The 16,863-nt window shown below is 48.7% G+C and carries 16 protein-coding genes; 5 read left to right on the top strand and 11 right to left on the bottom strand.

Features of this window, described 5'->3' with window-relative positions; all coding sequences use genetic code 11:
* Window positions 1-22: 22 nt before the first annotated feature.
* From H7A02_02640 to H7A02_02595, 10 genes are all read right to left on the bottom strand, one after another.
* Complete coding sequence (locus tag H7A02_02640) at window positions 23-997, bottom strand: 2-phospho-L-lactate transferase (GenBank protein MCP5171156.1); 975 nt, start codon at window positions 995-997, stop codon at window positions 23-25.
* Between the two features lie 124 nt (window positions 998-1,121).
* Window positions 1,122-1,895: a coenzyme F420-0:L-glutamate ligase gene (cofE, locus tag H7A02_02635; protein ID MCP5171155.1), complete on the bottom strand. Its 774-nt coding sequence runs from the start codon at window positions 1,893-1,895 to the stop codon at window positions 1,122-1,124.
* 5 nt (window positions 1,896-1,900) lie between these two features.
* On the bottom strand, window positions 1,901-4,321 hold the full coding sequence (cofH, locus tag H7A02_02630) for a 5-amino-6-(D-ribitylamino)uracil--L-tyrosine 4-hydroxyphenyl transferase CofH (GenBank protein MCP5171154.1): 2,421 nt from the start codon (window positions 4,319-4,321) through the stop codon (window positions 1,901-1,903).
* The gene (gene cofC, locus H7A02_02625; GenBank protein ID MCP5171153.1) at window positions 4,314-5,078 is read right to left on the bottom strand and encodes a 2-phospho-L-lactate guanylyltransferase; all 765 of its coding nucleotides are present in this window, start codon (window positions 5,076-5,078) and stop codon (window positions 4,314-4,316) included. The genes cofH and cofC overlap by 8 nt, the downstream gene beginning before the upstream one ends.
* A 29-nt stretch (window positions 5,079-5,107) precedes the next feature.
* Window positions 5,108-5,785: an NADPH-dependent F420 reductase gene (npdG, locus tag H7A02_02620; GenBank protein ID MCP5171152.1), complete on the bottom strand. Its 678-nt coding sequence runs from the start codon at window positions 5,783-5,785 to the stop codon at window positions 5,108-5,110.
* Window positions 5,786-5,928: 143 nt separating this feature from the next.
* The gene (locus H7A02_02615) at window positions 5,929-7,005 is read right to left on the bottom strand and encodes a TIGR03857 family LLM class F420-dependent oxidoreductase (GenBank protein ID MCP5171151.1); all 1,077 of its coding nucleotides are present in this window, start codon (window positions 7,003-7,005) and stop codon (window positions 5,929-5,931) included.
* Window positions 7,006-7,071: 66 nt separating this feature from the next.
* Window positions 7,072-7,806 carry an HAD family hydrolase gene (locus H7A02_02610; protein ID MCP5171150.1) on the bottom strand — a complete coding sequence of 245 codons (735 nt, stop codon included), beginning with the start codon at window positions 7,804-7,806 and terminating at the stop codon, window positions 7,072-7,074.
* Window positions 7,807-7,911: 105 nt separating this feature from the next.
* Entirely contained in the window at window positions 7,912-8,433 is a 522-nt protein-coding gene (locus H7A02_02605; protein ID MCP5171149.1) for a hypothetical protein, read from the bottom strand.
* Entirely contained in the window at window positions 8,430-9,674 is a 1,245-nt protein-coding gene (locus H7A02_02600) for a phosphotransferase family protein (protein MCP5171148.1), read from the bottom strand. Before H7A02_02600 ends, H7A02_02605 begins: the two co-directional genes overlap by 4 nt.
* Window positions 9,675-9,690: 16 nt before the next feature.
* Window positions 9,691-10,638 (bottom strand): hypothetical protein, encoded by a 948-nt coding sequence (locus H7A02_02595; protein ID MCP5171147.1) that lies wholly within the window; start codon window positions 10,636-10,638, stop codon window positions 9,691-9,693.
* Window positions 10,639-10,825: 187 nt separating this feature from the next.
* On the opposite strand from H7A02_02595, the gene H7A02_02590 reads away from it, so the two are divergent.
* Window positions 10,826-11,827, top strand: coding sequence for an AraC family transcriptional regulator ligand-binding domain-containing protein (locus H7A02_02590; protein ID MCP5171146.1), 1,002 nt, complete (start codon window positions 10,826-10,828; stop codon window positions 11,825-11,827).
* A gap of 17 nt (window positions 11,828-11,844) precedes the next feature.
* On the opposite strand, the gene H7A02_02585 is transcribed toward H7A02_02590, so the two are convergent.
* Window positions 11,845-12,771, bottom strand: a complete 927-nt coding sequence (locus H7A02_02585) for a helix-turn-helix transcriptional regulator (GenBank protein MCP5171145.1) — start codon at window positions 12,769-12,771, stop codon at window positions 11,845-11,847.
* Between the two features lie 475 nt (window positions 12,772-13,246).
* Between H7A02_02585 and H7A02_02580 the strand changes: the two genes are divergently transcribed.
* From H7A02_02580 to H7A02_02565, 4 genes are all read left to right on the top strand, one after another.
* The gene (locus H7A02_02580; protein MCP5171144.1) at window positions 13,247-14,185 is read left to right on the top strand and encodes a hypothetical protein; all 939 of its coding nucleotides are present in this window, start codon (window positions 13,247-13,249) and stop codon (window positions 14,183-14,185) included.
* 52 nt (window positions 14,186-14,237) lie between these two features.
* Window positions 14,238-15,401 (top strand): phosphotransferase family protein, encoded by a 1,164-nt coding sequence (locus tag H7A02_02575; GenBank protein MCP5171143.1) that lies wholly within the window; start codon window positions 14,238-14,240, stop codon window positions 15,399-15,401.
* Entirely contained in the window at window positions 15,398-15,832 is a 435-nt protein-coding gene (locus tag H7A02_02570) for a hypothetical protein (protein ID MCP5171142.1), read from the top strand. Before H7A02_02575 ends, H7A02_02570 begins: the two co-directional genes overlap by 4 nt.
* Window positions 15,833-16,064: 232 nt before the next feature.
* Window positions 16,065-16,862, top strand: a complete 798-nt coding sequence (locus H7A02_02565; GenBank protein MCP5171141.1) for an enoyl-CoA hydratase/isomerase family protein — start codon at window positions 16,065-16,067, stop codon at window positions 16,860-16,862.
* Window position 16,863 lies beyond the last annotated feature (1 nt).

Raw genomic sequence — 16,863 nt, 5'->3', positions numbered from 1 at the left:
TCCTTATTTGTTTATTCCTGATTCATTGCTGGCTTACCCTATTGGCAAAATTCAGCGAGATATTCGCCAAATTAACCCTGTCCTGTAAACTGCGCATCACCGTAGGTGCCACCTCTACCGCTATTCCCAATTTTTCTATTTCCGTTGCCTGATGGGCATCAGCCTTGTCAATAATCAGCCCGTCAATCAGCTCTTTGTAATACTCCGCGATCGATAACACCGTACAAGGCATATTTAACTCCCGCAGCATTTTTGCCGTTGGCCCCTTAATTGCTTCACCGGCAACGATGGGCGACACAGCAATAACCGGCGCGTTACAGGCTTTAAGGGCGGCGCTAACACCTGACAATTCCAGCATGGGGCGAACACTCACAAACGGGTTTGACGGGCAGATAATCACCGCTTGAAGTGCAGAAGATGCTAAAAGCCCAATGAAGTCTGGCTGCGCCACTGCCGATTCAATTCCGGCGAAACCAAAGCCGGTCACTACCGGCTCACAGCGTTCGCGAACAAAATAATGCTGGAAAGAAAGTTCACCCGATTGGGTATAAACACGGGTGGAAACCTTATCATTACTCATCGGTAAAATTGGGTGCTCTACGCCCATCTTTTGACAGAGGTAACGGGTAACCTGTGTCAGATTGTTCCCTTCATCTAACAGCTGCCGTCTTAACAAATGAGTCACCAGATCACGGTCACCTAACTGAAACCAGGTATCGGCGCCATAGTCTTGTAACATTTGCATCGCATTCCAGCTCTCGCCAGCCAAACCCCAGCCTTGCGCCGTATTGTTTCTGCCTGCCAGGGTATACATTAACGTATCAATGTCCGGAGAAATCGGTAGCCCTAAGTGCTCAAAATCATCTGCGGTGTTTGCAACAACCGTCAGCTCATCGGGCTGCAGAATTTTCGACAACCCCAACGCCAGCTTGGCACCCCCCACCCCGCCACTCAGGGCGATAACAGGGGTTGATGATTGCTGATTATTCTGGCCCATTTACCCTCTTCTTAATCTGTTTTGTAGCTCTGATTTATAGCTCGGATTTATAGTTCTGTTTTATAGCTCTATATTAATTTGTAATAATTTTTCGTCGCTTCTGTTTGTGGTTAACCATTCGCTGTTAACGGAAAAGATCCTGCTCCCGAGCGCGAATTAATCCCTTCGACCCCTCTACGGACTTTTTTAAAGACACGCCTCTAACCAGCACCACGGGAATAGCATTATCTGCCTGGCCCATCAAAATTGAGGCTGCGGCAGCCAGCTCATCGGCAACAGCAATTTGAGTCACCTCTAGGGGGCGAGCAAACAGGTCAGCTTTACCAACTTCGTCAACAACGGCCTCAAAACCGGAAGTGCCTATGGCAAAACCGGCAATACCGTTTCGCCAGGCTCGCCCCGCACTGTCACTAATAATAATATTCAGGTGTTCTACCCCGGTCGCCAGCTGTAATTGATGCCGAAGCTGATCCGCACTGCTATCCGGATTCTGAGGTAACAGCAATACACGGGGATTGTCGGGACTGCTACTGATATTCGACTGATCAATACCTGCATTTGCGTGCACGTAGCCAAGTCGATGCTCCACAATCACGGCACCCGGACGGTGCCTGATCACTTCTACCGATTCATCTAAAATCAACTGAACCAGCCGTGGATCTTTCTCTACCTTGTTAGCCAGTATTTCGGCCTCATCCGTCACGCTAACGTCATTCAGGTAAGCGTAACGATCCTCGGCTTTTGAAATCACCTTTTGGGCCAAAACCAGGCAATCCCCTTCCAGTAAACGAATAGACATTTTTTTCAGGGAGGCGAGAATTATTGACACCAGATCATCACCAGGCTCCACCAGTGGAAAACCTTCGACAGCGATCAGCCTGAGTTCGTTAGCTGACACGATAATCAGCCTGCCCGCTCAACACGTTCGACCGCGGAATTTACCAGCGGCACTAACTCAGAAGCATTATAGGTACTGGCTATTCGATCCTCTGGTGGCTGCTGATAAAGTGTCGTTCGCTGACGAGGTACCCGCCCTTGATAATCAATAAATGCATCCATTTTTTCCGGGGGCATTTCCTGACCATGTTGAGCTCCGGCAGCCCGCGTGATCGACTCATTCATAAGCGTACCGCCAAGATCATTCGCACCGGCTTGCAAAGCCAGTTCATTACCACCTGGCCCCATTTTCACCCAGGAAGTCTGAATGTTATCAATATGCGTATGAAACACGAGCCTGGCCACAGCGTGCATTAATACAGTTTCTCGCAAAGTCGGCCCCTGCCGCGAACCTCCTTTTCGATAAATTGGTGCCTCATCTGCTACAAATGGCAACGGCACAAATTCGGTGAAGCCTCCGGTTTTACGCTGTAAATCCCGCACTCGGATAAGATGCCTGGCCCAATGTCGAGGGTGATCCACATGGCCAAACATAATGGTGGCTGTCGTTCGCAAACCGACCTCGTGGGCTGTTTCCATAACCCGCAACCACTGTGCGGTGTTAATTTTGTCAGCACACAATATTGCTCTTACTTCGTCATCAAGAATCTCGGCCGCCGTACCAGGCAAACTTTTTAGCCCGTGTTCTTTTAGCCGGGTCAGATAGCTTTTTAAATCCAGCCCAAGTGTTTCAGCACCCTGGGTGACTTCAAGTGGCGAAAAGGCATGAATATGCATATCCGGTGTTGCCGCTTGAATAGTTTTTAAAATCTCAAGGTATGTGTTGCCATCGTATCGAGGATGGATTCCCCCCTGCATACACACTTCGCTGGCACCCCGTTGCCAGGCCTCCTGAGCACGGCGGGCAATCTCAGCCTGTGAAAGGTCATAGGGTTTGCCACGCAGTTCTTCCGACAATTTTCCTTTTGAAAAAGCACAGAACTTGCAGTTGAAATAACACAGATTGGTATAGTTAATATTGCGATTAACGACGTAGCTTACCTCATCACCGCAAACGCGCTTTCGAAGCTCGTCAGCCTGCTGACAAACATAGGCGAACTCCGGCCCTCGCACCTGAAACAGGCGCACTATCTCCTGCTCAGTCAATAGCTCGCCATGAAAGGCCTTGTTCACAATTGACTGAAGCGCGATATCCACCTGACGCATTTCAATCGGTGAAGCGAGCTGCTCTACAACCTCGGCAGGGGCCTCTTCGCTTCGACCGGCTACCCAATCGTCGGTCCGCGGATAGCCTTCACTATCAATTGAGCGTAATACCCGCTGTTTCAATGAATTTGCCAGCCAGCGATCTGGCTCCAGCGCATAAGCCGGATAAATACTCAGACGTTCATGCAGGTGTTTTCCTGCCAAATCGGTTTCCCGAGCCAGCTTGGACAAATGCGGCCAGGGAGCCTCCGGGTTTACGTAATCTGGTGTTACCGGGGATACACCACCCCAGTCATTAAGCCCCGCGTTCAATAATTGGGGCAATACACCGGGGCTAAGGTTGGGAGGTGACTGAATGCTCATCTCACTGCCAAAAATTAGTCTGGCTACTGCGATTGTCCAGAGCAGTTCGTTCAGGTCTGGCTCCGGTGCTTGAGCCATTTTTGTGCCCTGTTTGGCGCGAAAATTCTGAATAATAATTTCCTGAATATGACCATATTGCTGATGCAATTGTCGCAAATCCAGCAACGACTGAATGCGCTCTAACCGAGTTTCACCAATACCAATCAGAATACCACTGGTAAATGGCACTTTGGCTTGCCCGGCATCGGCGATAGCTTGTAACCGTTTGGCAGGATCTTTGTCTGGAGAACCGTAGTGAGGCATGCCCTTTCCACACAACCTTTCTGAACTGGACTCCAACATCAGCCCCATGGAAGCAGACACCGTGCGAAGCCTCATCAGCTCATCCGGCGTCAAACAGCCGGCATTGATGTGGGGTAACAGCCCGGTCTCGTCGAAGCAGGCTTTGGCTACGGCGTAAAGGTAATCAATGGTCGAATCACAGCCCAGTTTCAACAACGCTTCTCGGGCTGCCTGATAACGCAATTCCGGTTTTTCGCCGAGGGTAAACAAAATCTCCTTGCAACCCTGAGCTTTGGCTTGCTTAACCGTCTTTAAAACCTGCTCAATGCTTAAAAATGGGGTTTCGAGCTTTTTTGGTGTCTGGGCAAAAGTACAGTAATGACAAACATCACGGCAAAGTTGAGTAAGCGGTATGAACACCTTACGAGAGTAGGTAATAACATTGCGATAATTTTCATCCCTCAGCGCCCTGGCGCGCACCATCAGCGAAGCAGTATCGTCGTGTGTTGCCAGCGCCAAAGCTTCGTTATCCGAAGGAAGGCAACCGCCGTTCTGCCAGGAAGAGGAATCAGCCATGAACATTTGCCGGTTGTTGAAATTCATGGAATAACGGGCGAGATTGAACCTGTTCTGTTGATGAGCCCTCCAAAGGGTAATCTATCAACGCTGTCTGACAGATCTTCTCAAGGCAGCGGCCGGTTTCAGAATCGTCTTGCAACAACCTGCTATCCATCAATTTGTGCAAGTCCTGTGGACTATCAATATCGAATTGCATATCGGGCATAGACACAATAGAAAAATCGATGCCTATCCGTTGGGCTTCAATCTGATGCCGCCGCAAACTGTTCACACCATATTGAAAGCAGAAACCTTCGGTGACTTTTCCTACAGGGCAGATCAAAAGATTACTGCCTTGCTCTGCTCTGTCAGGCACTATCGTAATGGTTGGATGTTCGGGGTAAGTTTCAACTAACGAGTCAATTCTTGCTGTTTTCAACAAAGGTAAATCACTGTGAATCACCATCATGGAGCGAATCTTGCTGGCATTTAACCAGGCGGCTCCCTGCGCAACAGCACTATTTAATCCAGACAGATCTGGTTCGGGAACATTCGACTCCCATAAAAACTCGCAACCCGCATCTAGCGCAATTTTCTCGATCTCTGGGTCATCCGATATCACTAAAACCCCTTCAAGCCGGGTTGAAGCGAACACGTTTTTTATCACATCACACGCCATCGCCCGAGCCAGACTCTGGCGCTGACAAGGACTCAATACCGAGCTCAGGCGCTGCTTGGCACCGGACAGGGCTTTTATTGGTATCAGTGCCCACATGGCACTATCGGCCGACCGACACAATGCGCCTAAGCATCATCTATACCCGTAATTCGAATACCTGAATGACATTGATATTGCTTATTAATAAAGATAAGTAGCGATGTCAGCGCCTCTGTTGCGGCTGAATTAGCGATGGAACCTGCATGAATCCCCCGCATTCCCGCAGCTTCTACCAACTCAACTACCTGCTGCCGCGCTTCTTTTTTGTTACCACATACCAGCACATCGCAGGGCAATTCCGAGCCTTCTTTCAGGTGATGTGCGGCAACATTTTGAAAAGCTGAAACCACCTGCACATCATCACCCAGAAAGTCTTGCGCACGCACAGCGGCAGAGCCTTCTTCAGGCAATTGCACTCGCGCCACTTTGGGTGGAACCAAAGGTACGGTCACATCAACCAACACTTTGCCCGACAACGCACCTTTTACCGATTCAAGTGTACTGAGCTGATGTGAAAATGGCACCGTCATAACCACAATATCAGCAGCGTTAGCGGCATCTTCATTCGTCATCGCTGCAACCGAAATAGCGTCACTACCGCGCGCTTTGGCAATAGCCGATAATTGCTCAACCGCATCAACCGCTTTGCCCAGTGTCCGCGAGCCGATAATCACCGGGTATCCGGCCTGCGACCAGCGGCGCGCCAGACCTGTACCTAAATCACCCGTTCCACCCAGAATAGCTATCGTTTGTTTATCAGACATACTTCACTCTCAATTTTTATAGTAAATGCCGACTTTAATGTAATAAGAGCCAGTTTTAATAAAACATCGATGTTATCAATTACCTGCCTCGGCACTCGCTCGACGGGCATGTAAACTTGTCATTTACCTGTTTAGCGAACGGATTAGAGTCCCTGTCCCTCTGGCCGGTGTTTTGGCCAAGCCGCCAGCAACGAACCCAGATCAGAAGGTGGACTGCCGTGAATAATCACTTTGTCGGCACCGGAATCAAGCAGCATTCTCATATAGCCGGCACAGGTATCCGCATCACCCACCGCGTTGCAGTCGTTAATCCACTCTTGCGGGAACATATCCCGAAACCGGCGCAATGTATCCAGCTCACGGGACACACTTTCATCCCCCATACCACCTTTTGACTTACCGGCATCCTCCATCACAGCAGCCTTTATCTGCTGCGCCTTGTCGGGGTCCCAACCATTCACACGAATCAAAACATCGATATTGGGTAACATAAAATAAGTAATCATACGGCGTACAATATAGTTAAGCATTTTCTCTTCGCTAACATCACAGGCCGTTACTGCCACGCCACATATTTTCACATCGGCAGGATTGCGGCCGGCTTCTTCCGCGGCTGTCTTCACCACCTTAACTGAATGCTCTACTGCCTGTTTGTTCAAACATGAATATAAAATAACACCATCAGCATGCCGTCCTGCCCATGCCAGAGTCTTGTCACCCATTGCCCCCATATAGATTGGCGGCGGTACTTCCAGTGTCACCCCCAAAGCGGCATTGTCGAGCTTCCAGCCATCGTGCTCCGCCGTCACCACCTCGCCACGCCATAACGCCTTGAGTGTGTCGATATAGCGCCCAATTAACGGCATGGTCGAACGAGGTACGCCAAACATATCCGACAATTTAGGCTGGCCATGCCCCATACCCAGAATAAACTTGTTGCCCGTCATCAGCATCATTGTGGAAGCATATGAGGCAACCACCAGCGGGTTGCGCGTTTGCAGGTTCTGAATAAGCCCGGAAGCAATCGTCGAGTTTGGCGCTGCGGCCAAAGCTGCACCACTGAGCACACCAATATCTTTAGTGCCGGGGCGTTCGCTGATCCAGACCGTCGACAAGCCAATTCGCTCACCTTCTTTAGCTTGATCAATGAGTGGTGTTGGATCGGGAATATGCCCGCCAAGTGTCCAATAACCAAGTTCGGGGTAATAAGGATGCGTCATTGTAAATTTACTCCTGTAAGAGGTATTCAACGCTGAAATTCAGCCCTGCAATCGCGTCGAAGTTGTTTAATTATTGTTTTCACCCACTAGCGTCAGCAGCTCGGAAAGTTCTGTTATCCGAAAATCCGGTTCTACTGCTTCACCGCCAATGTGCATCGGTGTGATCATGCCCTCTTCCGTAATGAGGACGGTTTTGATGCCCACAGATTTAGCCCCGGCAATATCCTGCTCAAGCGAATCGCCTATAAACAAAACCTGCTCGGGATCAAGGCCGGATTTGTTCAATGCCACTTCAAAAAAACCTTTATCGGGCTTACAAGAGGCGGCTGCTTCTGAACTGGTGATATGGTCAAAATATTCCGCAAGATTCCCTCGCTCAATCAATGTATCCAATTGGTGAATATCACTGTTGGATACCACGCTGGTGTATAGCCCTTGAGCTTTCAGTGATGCCAACGTCTGGTGGCAATCCGGTTTCAGTTCCAGCTGAGTAACCAGACCGTTTTCCATCAAGTTCGAGCACCAACTGATCTCCTCCGCAGGTGACGACAACTCAATCTTGGCGAAAAACTGGCGACAAATCTCTTCAAAATAATGCTGAAAAAGGTAAAAAGAACGCTCTGTAAACTTCACATCGGCTGCTTTTGTGGCCTCCATCAAGCGAGGTACCAACTCTTCTGCAGACAGCCCGAGACTGTGGCGTTCACGCACCTGCTGGCACACGCTCAACATCACATCAGGGTACCTGCTGTAACTGTAAAGTGTACCGCCCACATCGAAGAACAATCCTTTAATCATCATTTGACCTTAACTATTGATAGCTTGCATGTGCACTGAGTATTGCTCGGCTGGTTATATACTTCGAGCCGATTGCCGGAGGGCAAACAACTCGAAGTACCGTAATATTTACGCTGACAACCCAAGCTGAGCGGAAAGCTCCTGAACTGCATCAGGGTCCGGCTCGAACCCCATGGGTTTATTCCAGGCTCGCCCCAACATTAATGTCTTTTCACTGGTTTCCAGCACCAGCTTTTCTATTGCCTCGGCTTGATCACCTTCCGCGTTCGCAGCAATGGCGGAGCCAATAACATCACGCAACAAACGTGCTTGCTGCTGCAATTGAACGAAACCATTCTCGGGGTTTTCCAGCGCGCTACTGGCTGCTTCAATCGCTGCCTTTAGGCTCACTTTGGTTTCATCATCAACAACCAGCTCGATCAACCGTTGTGCCACATTCGAGTGCTCCTGCAAATCCTTTCGCATCGTACTGTGTACCAATGGCAAATGGCCTAAGGTGATATCCAGCGCAGCCAGAGAAAGTTGAATCTGTTGTTGTGCCAGCTCGTTTTCTGTATCAATAGCCGGAACAACGTTGTCTTTCAACGACTTGATAATGACCTGTAATTGAACTTCGATATCCGGGATCATGCCATTGCCTCCTCTAAGGTTTTTTTCAATCCTGCCAGCAACAAATAACTGATAGAAGAAAGCCAACAAACCACAACATCCTGGTGGCTTTTACCGCCTTTAGAGACCCGATAACCAGTACCCATGCATATGATGGCGGCCTTCCAGGTATTCATTACGTCGTAGTATTTCAACCGTACCGGATCAACCGGCAGGCCGGTGGCTTTTTCGTATTCTTTCAACAAATCGGCCGTCGGCATTAAACCGCTGGCCAAGTACGTTTCACCATCTTCGGCAAAATGACCAAACTGATAAGCCGTTAACCAACCCAGATCCTGATGTCGGTCACCCAGACTAACCAGCTCCCAATCCAGCCAGGATGTTATTTCCGCTTTATCTTCATCAAACAGAAAATTACCACTGCGCAGGTCATTGTGAACAATGGAGACATGATCAACTGGTGGTGCATTGCGCTTTAACCAGTTAGCCGCAGCCTGAATCAAAGGCTCTTCCTCGCCGCGATCTTCTTCCCAGACACGGTGCCACCAGTTAATCTCCTTGACCACACTTTCATTACTACCGGCTTCTACTTTGTCGAAACCGGCAATATCAAGAGCACTGGCGTCAAATTTATGGAGGTTCGCAATTTGAGCAACAACCTGGGGAGCCAGTTTTTTCCGTAGCTCCGGCCCAAAGTTCAAACCCACACCCGTCACCTGGGTCGATGGAATTGCCGAGGGCTTTGCCACCCCCGTAACGAAACCGTAGACAATGGCGGGATAAGGCAGAAACTCGCCAGTTTCGTCAATCCAATAGCTTTTGGGAACCGGCATAATTCCAGCATCGGCAACTACCTGAACAATCTCGGCTTCGCGCAAGAAGCTGGTTTCAACCACCGGCTCCATTGGGCACATCCGTAATACCATCGGGGTAACGACTTCTTCAGAAGAGCTGCCATCCTCGCCATGCCAATGTAGCTCAAACGCCATCTGTAACATGGATGCACCGCCAGATAACCAGCGAGGTTTTTCCAGTCGAAATTCGCCAGACACCTTATTTTCAAGCAGCTTACGAGTACCCTCTACCAGCTCGTCCAAAGTGACCGGTGTATAAGTGCCAGTTCTTTTAGCACGATTCTGCATCTTACGTGTCAACACCGCATCAACCTCGGCATCGGTAGGAAACCGTTGCCTCAACTGCTCGATAAATGCATCAGTTGGATATTGCCGATAATCAATTGTATTACTTTGACTGTTACTCATTCACTGCCCCTCCTAATTAAAATGGACCATTTTTATTGACGAACTCAAGGTAATCCGCCGGCCAGCACACTTCCAGCCAGGCAAATCCCGGCTGACCATCATAAGTGGCACGCGCAGCGCCCTCTCGCAACACAATATCCGGATCGGGGATCAATGGATAGTGCCCGTAGAACGCCGCCACAATCTCGGTTTCCCTGCCAGCCTCATCATAAACTGTTGTCTTGAGCGACTGCTGCCAAAGGTCCCGATCAAACTGAACATCTGTTTTAATATCGGTAATTTCCGCCAATATACCGTCTTTACAGACGTATCCGCGTAGATTATCCCGGCCAAGTGCAAAATAACGCCAGTAATGAACAGAGACACAACCATCAGCAGATTTACCTTCGAACCAGTTGTAATGCTGGAAAGCACCCCAGACACGCGAACCCCAACTGTGGTCCCGATGAGCAAAGGCATCAAAAATAGTTTCCTTGCCATTCAAGACAAATCGGCCTTTGGCACGGCCCGCCTGCTCAATACGATTCACCGCTGTATACCCCGGGCAACCGTCCTTATGAGAGCCGTAGGCATAAGGAGGGTGTAACGCATCAAAACTGAACTCAATTGTCGCCTCATCAGTTTTCCAACACACATCTGCGTGCTGGAATTTCAAATCCTGCTTAAGGGAATAGTTTTCAATTTGCCAGTCAGAAAAATCCATATCATCAGAAATTTTTCTGTCGGCCAAACGCTGTTGAATTGGCTGACTTCCAACACCGGGACCGAATATCGCCAGCGCCGCACCGGCTTCCCCCGCTTTGTTGACCCAAGTATAGGTAAATGCGGCAATGCCCTCATCGGGTAAATGAATCGTATAAGGAATGGACTCTCGTGCAAACTCAGCGTCAGGGAGTTCATGCCTATTGTCATGAACTGGATCGATGGCCAGATCAGCTCGAGCAAGTTTGATTTCGTCGTACATTGCATTCCCCCATTAATTGATCTGCTTTCTCATTTCTTTATTTATGTATTTATGTATTGCACTTTTGACGTATTACATTGGCGCCAATATTGAAAAGATATACTAAACGCTCACAACTTGATCAACTTGACTATTTGCGAAAAATACTTGATCTTTTACGAAATTACTCTCAAGCAAGCAAACCATTATGTATCTAGTAAGAAGTGGCGCTATCTCCGGGTTTGAGTCACTCGTACAGAACTTCGGTGCAAACCCTGTTCAGCTGATTCACGAAACAGGGTTGAGCGATGCTCTGTTCCGCAACCCCAACAGCTATATTTCCTACGCGAAAATGGCACTACTGCTGGAAAAGTGTGCGGTCAGGTGTGGGGCACCCCTGTTTGGCCTTTTGCTGGCAGAGAGAAATGCTCCTGGTGTTCTCGGCGATCTGCCTACGACTATTTCTCAGGAGCCCACTGTCGGGCAGGCGCTAGCCGAGCTGGATCGTCATATCTACCTGGTAGCCAATGGCGTTCACATTGCACAGATAACACATGGTAAAGATGTTCAACTGGTGATGAGTTTCGACTTCCAGACCCCCCTAGGTCTCAATCAGTTGACACAGCTATCCGTTGCCCACATGGCTAATATTACCTCCCGGTTAACGGGTTTAGACCGCTACGCATTAAAACTTAATCTGGTTCAGCCACCGCCTTCCGGGTCAACTGATACCCGCAGCCGGTATTACCCGCAAACCCAGTTCAGCAGCACCTTTGACGGCCTGATTCTGCCAGCAAAAGTGCTGCAACAGAAAACCAGTCTTGACGAAACAGCAATACAGTTGCATTTTCAGCAGCAACTTAATCACCTTCAAGCGTGCTACCCGAATAGCCTGCAAAACCAGGCACGGGTTATTATCGGTCAACTTCTGCCATCAGGTGAATGTAGCATCGAGAAAGTAGCCGCCAATCTGGATTTACATCCAAGAATGCTGCAGCTGAAATTACAGCAGGAACAAACCAACTACCGGGATCTGCTCAATAAAACGCGACAAACCATTGCCGAACAGCACCTGGCCCAGGGCTCTATATCCATAACCGATCTGGCACTGAATCTCGGCTTTGCCGAAGTTGCCGTATTCAGCCGAAGCTTCAAAAGCTGGACGGGAATGTCACCAAAGGAATGGCGGGCAAAGCACAAGTCATCATAGTTAAAAGTGAATAAACTCTAGAAGCCCGTACCGTTGTTCCGGGCGCGCTGTCGAAACTTGAGCGGCGACATACCAAGTTCTTTGGAAAAGTATCGGGTCAAGTGACTCTGGCTCGAAAAACCGGACTCAAGCGAAATGGTCAAAATATCGATATCCGTATTTGCTAACAGTTCTTGCGCTCGCTTTATTCTTTTCAACAATAACAAATGATGCGGTGAAACACCCACTTCCTCCTTGAATTTTCGTGTCAGGTAGGATGGAGAGATATTTAGCTCATGCGCAATATCCTCCACACGTATTCTGTTCTTGATCTCCAATGTTAACCGCTGCAGGGTATACGCCACCTGCCGGGAATAAAAATCCTTCGTCGGTTTCAGACCATTATCTTTTTTGCCAAGGTAGTTGAGAATATACAACTCCAGAGCTAACAGTTGTGCCTCAATATAGGTTTGCGGGGGCTTTTCCGAAGCTGACAGAACATTGGTTAAATGATTGCACGCAGTATAAATGTAGGCGTTAGTAAACGAGCCAACAAATACACTGTCATCAGATTGACTCAGAATTTGATCATACAGGTCCTGCAAACAGTCACAGGTAGCAGGATTCTGAAACATCACGGCTACCACATCCACCTCGCGGTTAATGCTCCATCGCATGGCCTGGTCGCGAGGAACAATTGTGATATCACCCGGCATGGCATAATCAACAGACAGGTTTTCCCGATCAATCATGCGTCTTATTTTCGCACGCCCACCATAAATCACGGTCAATAGTGGATACGTTAAGGGTTCTATATCGTACTCATCCAGATAACCGTGCCACCGTTGTATCAGACAATTGGAAACCCCCATGCCAGTCGCTTCGACGAAGGCGTCAATGCCATGCGATTGATTGATAACTCTGGACTGTTTAATCATTGCATCGGGAACTGACAAATTTTTCATAATTATTTTTTCCAATCACAAACAGAACCAAAAACGGTAACCTTTACGGGTATCGTCATTCGTTTTATAAGCATTATGTAAAACTACAGGAAATCAGACACCTTCACCATCACAGAAAAGCCACTATTTGGTATCCGTTGACAAACGATTCGCTAAAGAACACAGCACCTGCACCGAAAATCAAGAATGTGAAAAAAATACAATGGATTATGAAAGACTCACTTTTACGAGAGTTGTAGAATCTTCCCCATAGTGGTATTTAGATAAAACAGTAACCTGCAAACTGGAAGGTTTTGTTCCGATGAAAAAAACCGGAGCACCCAAAAACAGATACAGGCAGAGTCACGAAAACAATAACAACCCGATGTACCCGCATACATATTGTCAGGCAACGTCATTTGAGGGGTAGATCACCGGCGATCGGCAACAAGCCGATAAAAATCGAAAAATTCACCCAAAAACAGAAGGTAACGCCATGTACCCGGACATCACAACAGACATTCCCGCCCTGAATGTTAAACACGACAACCGCCACAAACTGGATGGATCAGAGCTGGCAAGAGAATCTACCGCATACATGATTGAAATCCCCGAAGAGAACATTGGTGGCTTTCTCTACACTTGGGTCAACGGCTTGGGTAAGGCCGGTGCAGCAGTAACGCTATTTGGCGCTGGCGTTGGAGATACACCAATTTTTGAACTCTGCGATGACATCCCCGTACCGGCTGAAATGGACTTCTATGATTGGCACGTTGGCGGCCTCCATAAACAATTGAAAGAGCCACTCAAAACGGCTTCACTTACATTCAAGAGCGAGCGTGTCAAAGTGGAATATCACTTTGAAGCCAACCATCCTGCCTACGCCTACAGCACTCACGAAAACGGCTGCCCACAGTGGATTGCCAACGACCGCTTTGAACAGCAGGGGCGTGCCCACGGCAAAGTCGAATTTGACGGGCGCACCATTGAATTTGATGGCTACGGGCAACGAGATCACTCTTGGGGAACCCGCGAATGGGCCGTTAATCAACACTGGAAGTGGGTTCATGCACAGGCAGGCCCAAATCTGAGCCTGCATTTCTGGGAGCTGTTTGCACTGGGCAAAAGCCATTTATGTGGGTTTGTTTGCAAAGAGGGTGAAATGGCACAGGTTGTAGCGGTCGATACCGACTTCTCATGCAATAAAGGGTTAAGCCCAAAATCAGTGTCAGCAAAAATCACTGACAGTAAGGGGCGAATAACCGACCTTAGCGCGACGGCTTACCACGCGTTCCCTTTCCCGGTTCACGAGCTGATCACCCTTTTTGAATGCCCCCTCAACCTGTCCATTGATGGCGTCGACGGCGGTGGATGGATGGAAATGATGTGGCCCAATGACCTGATTGGTTATATGAAAGACAAAACCATCGATTAAGACTCGGCAGTGAATAACAAAACAAAGTAATGAACTCCCACGGGAAAAAATTATGACAGTTAACTCAAAACAGAATAGAACCGATTTCGAACCCGAAATCGAAAAAATGCTCAATGACTCCCTGCTCGTTAGAGCGGAGCCTGCCTATAAGGTGAGAACACTTCCGGAAGTACAAACATCACTGGAATCTTTTTTTAAAAATGAATCATCACTCATGTCACCCGGCGTAGAAGGCCTGAAACGACTCGGTGGAGGCGCCTCAAAAGAACAATTTGTCTTTAACTTAACCCAGACTGGCGCCCCAACTCAACGCTGTGTCTTGCGCATGGACCCGCTGGAGAGTGCAGTAGTCACCAGCCGGGAAAGAGAGGCAGCTATTCTGGATTTAATGCAGGGCGTCGTACCGGTACCCAAGGTGTTATGGGCCGATTACAACGGCGACAAACTCGGTCGGCCAGCAGTAATCACAGACTTTATCTCAGGGGTGACGAAACCCAGCAACAGCACCAGTAACGTTTCCGGCTTCGGCACAGCTTTTGACAAAACTACCCGTGAAGCACTGAGCAAACCGTTCATGAAGTACTTCGCCGCTATGCATTCCGTTGACTGGCGCGATTGTGGATACGACTGCTTTCAGGCACCAACAGAAGACCCATTTCAGGCGGCCCGCTGGCAGCTTAATTGGTGGACAAAAGTCTGGCACGATGATGTTTCCGAGGGCTACCCATTAATGGGGTTGGCAGAGCAATGGATGCGAGATAACTTACCCGCAGCAAATCCTGATGATCTGGTGTTTGTTCACTCGGATTATCGAACCGGCAACTATCTCTATGACGAAGAAACACTGGACATCACTACCATCCTCGATTGGGAACTGATTCATATTGGTGACTACCACGAGGATCTTGCATGGGCCGCTATCAGAAGCTGGAGTACTGTTGAAGATGGCGTGCTTTTAGCCTCGAGCCTGATGCCTCTCGAAGAACTCTGTGGCCAATACAGCGAAATGACCGGTCGCCCGGTTAATATGAACTCTTTGTATTTTTATCAGGTGCTCGGATTATACAAATGCGTCGCTATCTGCTTGGCAACGTCTGTCAACGCCGCTCGCAATACCCACAATCATCAGGACGCGCTGTTAAGCTGGTTGGCCGCCGCCGGTTATGCGTTCTTGTCCGACCTTCACGCATTACTAGAAAGAGGAAACGCCAAATGATCCCCTCTACAGAACTACGACTAAATACCATGATGCGCGCCATGAGCGAGAGTATTCTTCCTGCGCTGGACCCAACTGACTCACTTGCTCAAGAGCAGGCAGGCCTTCTGATGGGGCATATTAACGCCCTGATTCAGCAGCAAGGAAAAGAAGCCGAAATTGATCAACAGGAATACCATGATCTGTCCGAGCTGGCCCATCAACTGCTTTCAATTGCTGACGGTGGCGAACAAACTCAAGCGGCCATGTCGGAAGTTTCGAAAGCAATAAAAAACGCTTGTCGAATATCACTTTCTATTGCAACAGAAAAGCTCATCATTGCCGACGACGCCAGCGCTGCCTTTAAAGCAGCTGCCCGGCAACCTATTCTGGATTACGCCCGCCTATCAACGAATCGTGGGCAAGAGTGGTTTAAGCCAATGGGTTTCTGAAGACCACCTCTTCTCCCATCCAAATCACTTGTTAATAAATAGGAGAAGACGTGCTGTTGTCCAAAATCAGGCACTGGCAAAACAAAGCACCACGAAAAAGGGCTTCCATTGTGAAGCCCTTTTTTACTTTTCGACACATGCATCTTTAGATTACGCTGACTTTAGGTTACATTGTAATGATGCTTGACGCGAACAACTATCATAAAAACCTTTAGACTATCCGGAACCAAACATGACCTCCCCAATCCTGATTGACAATAACAACGGCGTGGAAACTGTCACGCTAAACCGTGCCGAGCAAATGAACGCAATAGATGTCGATATGGCGAAAGCCCTGTCCGAATATTTCACTCAGCTAGCTTCCCGAAAAGAGGTTCGCGTTGTCATACTGCGCAGCGAAGGCAAACACTTTTCTGCTGGCGCCGACCTGGATTCTCCGGCTTTCGTGAAAGACACAGAGGGCCGTATCCATAAACAGCTCGACATGCAGCAACTCTATTCCGGCATCATCCGCGCAATGCGTTATTGCCCGCAGCCCATCATCTGCCTGATTCAGGGCGCAGCTGTCGGTGGAGGTTTCTCTCTCACTCTTGGTGCAGATGTCCGCATCGGCTGCCCTAACACACGTGTTAGTGCGGCCTACTTGCGAATTGGTCTTGGTGGTTGCGATATGGGCTCAGGTTATTTATTGCCCCGATTGATAGGTATGGCAGCAGCTTCGGAATTATTATTAACCGGTAATTTCATGCATGCAGAAAGAGCCCTGACAACCGGGTTGTTAAGCCAGGTCGTTGAGCTGGAATCTTTATTGGCAACTGGGGAATCATTGGCTGAAGACATGTTAAAAGCCTCGCCACTAGGCCTGAGGTTAACTAAAGAAACACTCAACATGTCGCTCAATGCCGGGTCGTTTGATGCTGCATTAACAATGGAAGACCGTCAACAAGTCATGCTCCACGAGACCTTCGATCACACAGAAGCGGTGGATGCCTTTAAAGAAAAACGAGCCCCTATATTTGAAGACAAATAAA

The organism is Pseudomonadales bacterium (assembly GCA_024234435.1).
Classification (GTDB): Bacteria; Pseudomonadota; Gammaproteobacteria; order Pseudomonadales; family Porticoccaceae; genus JACKOF01.
Note: the sequence above shows the minus strand (reverse complement) of the source record. Positions and strands in the feature narration are given on the sequence as shown.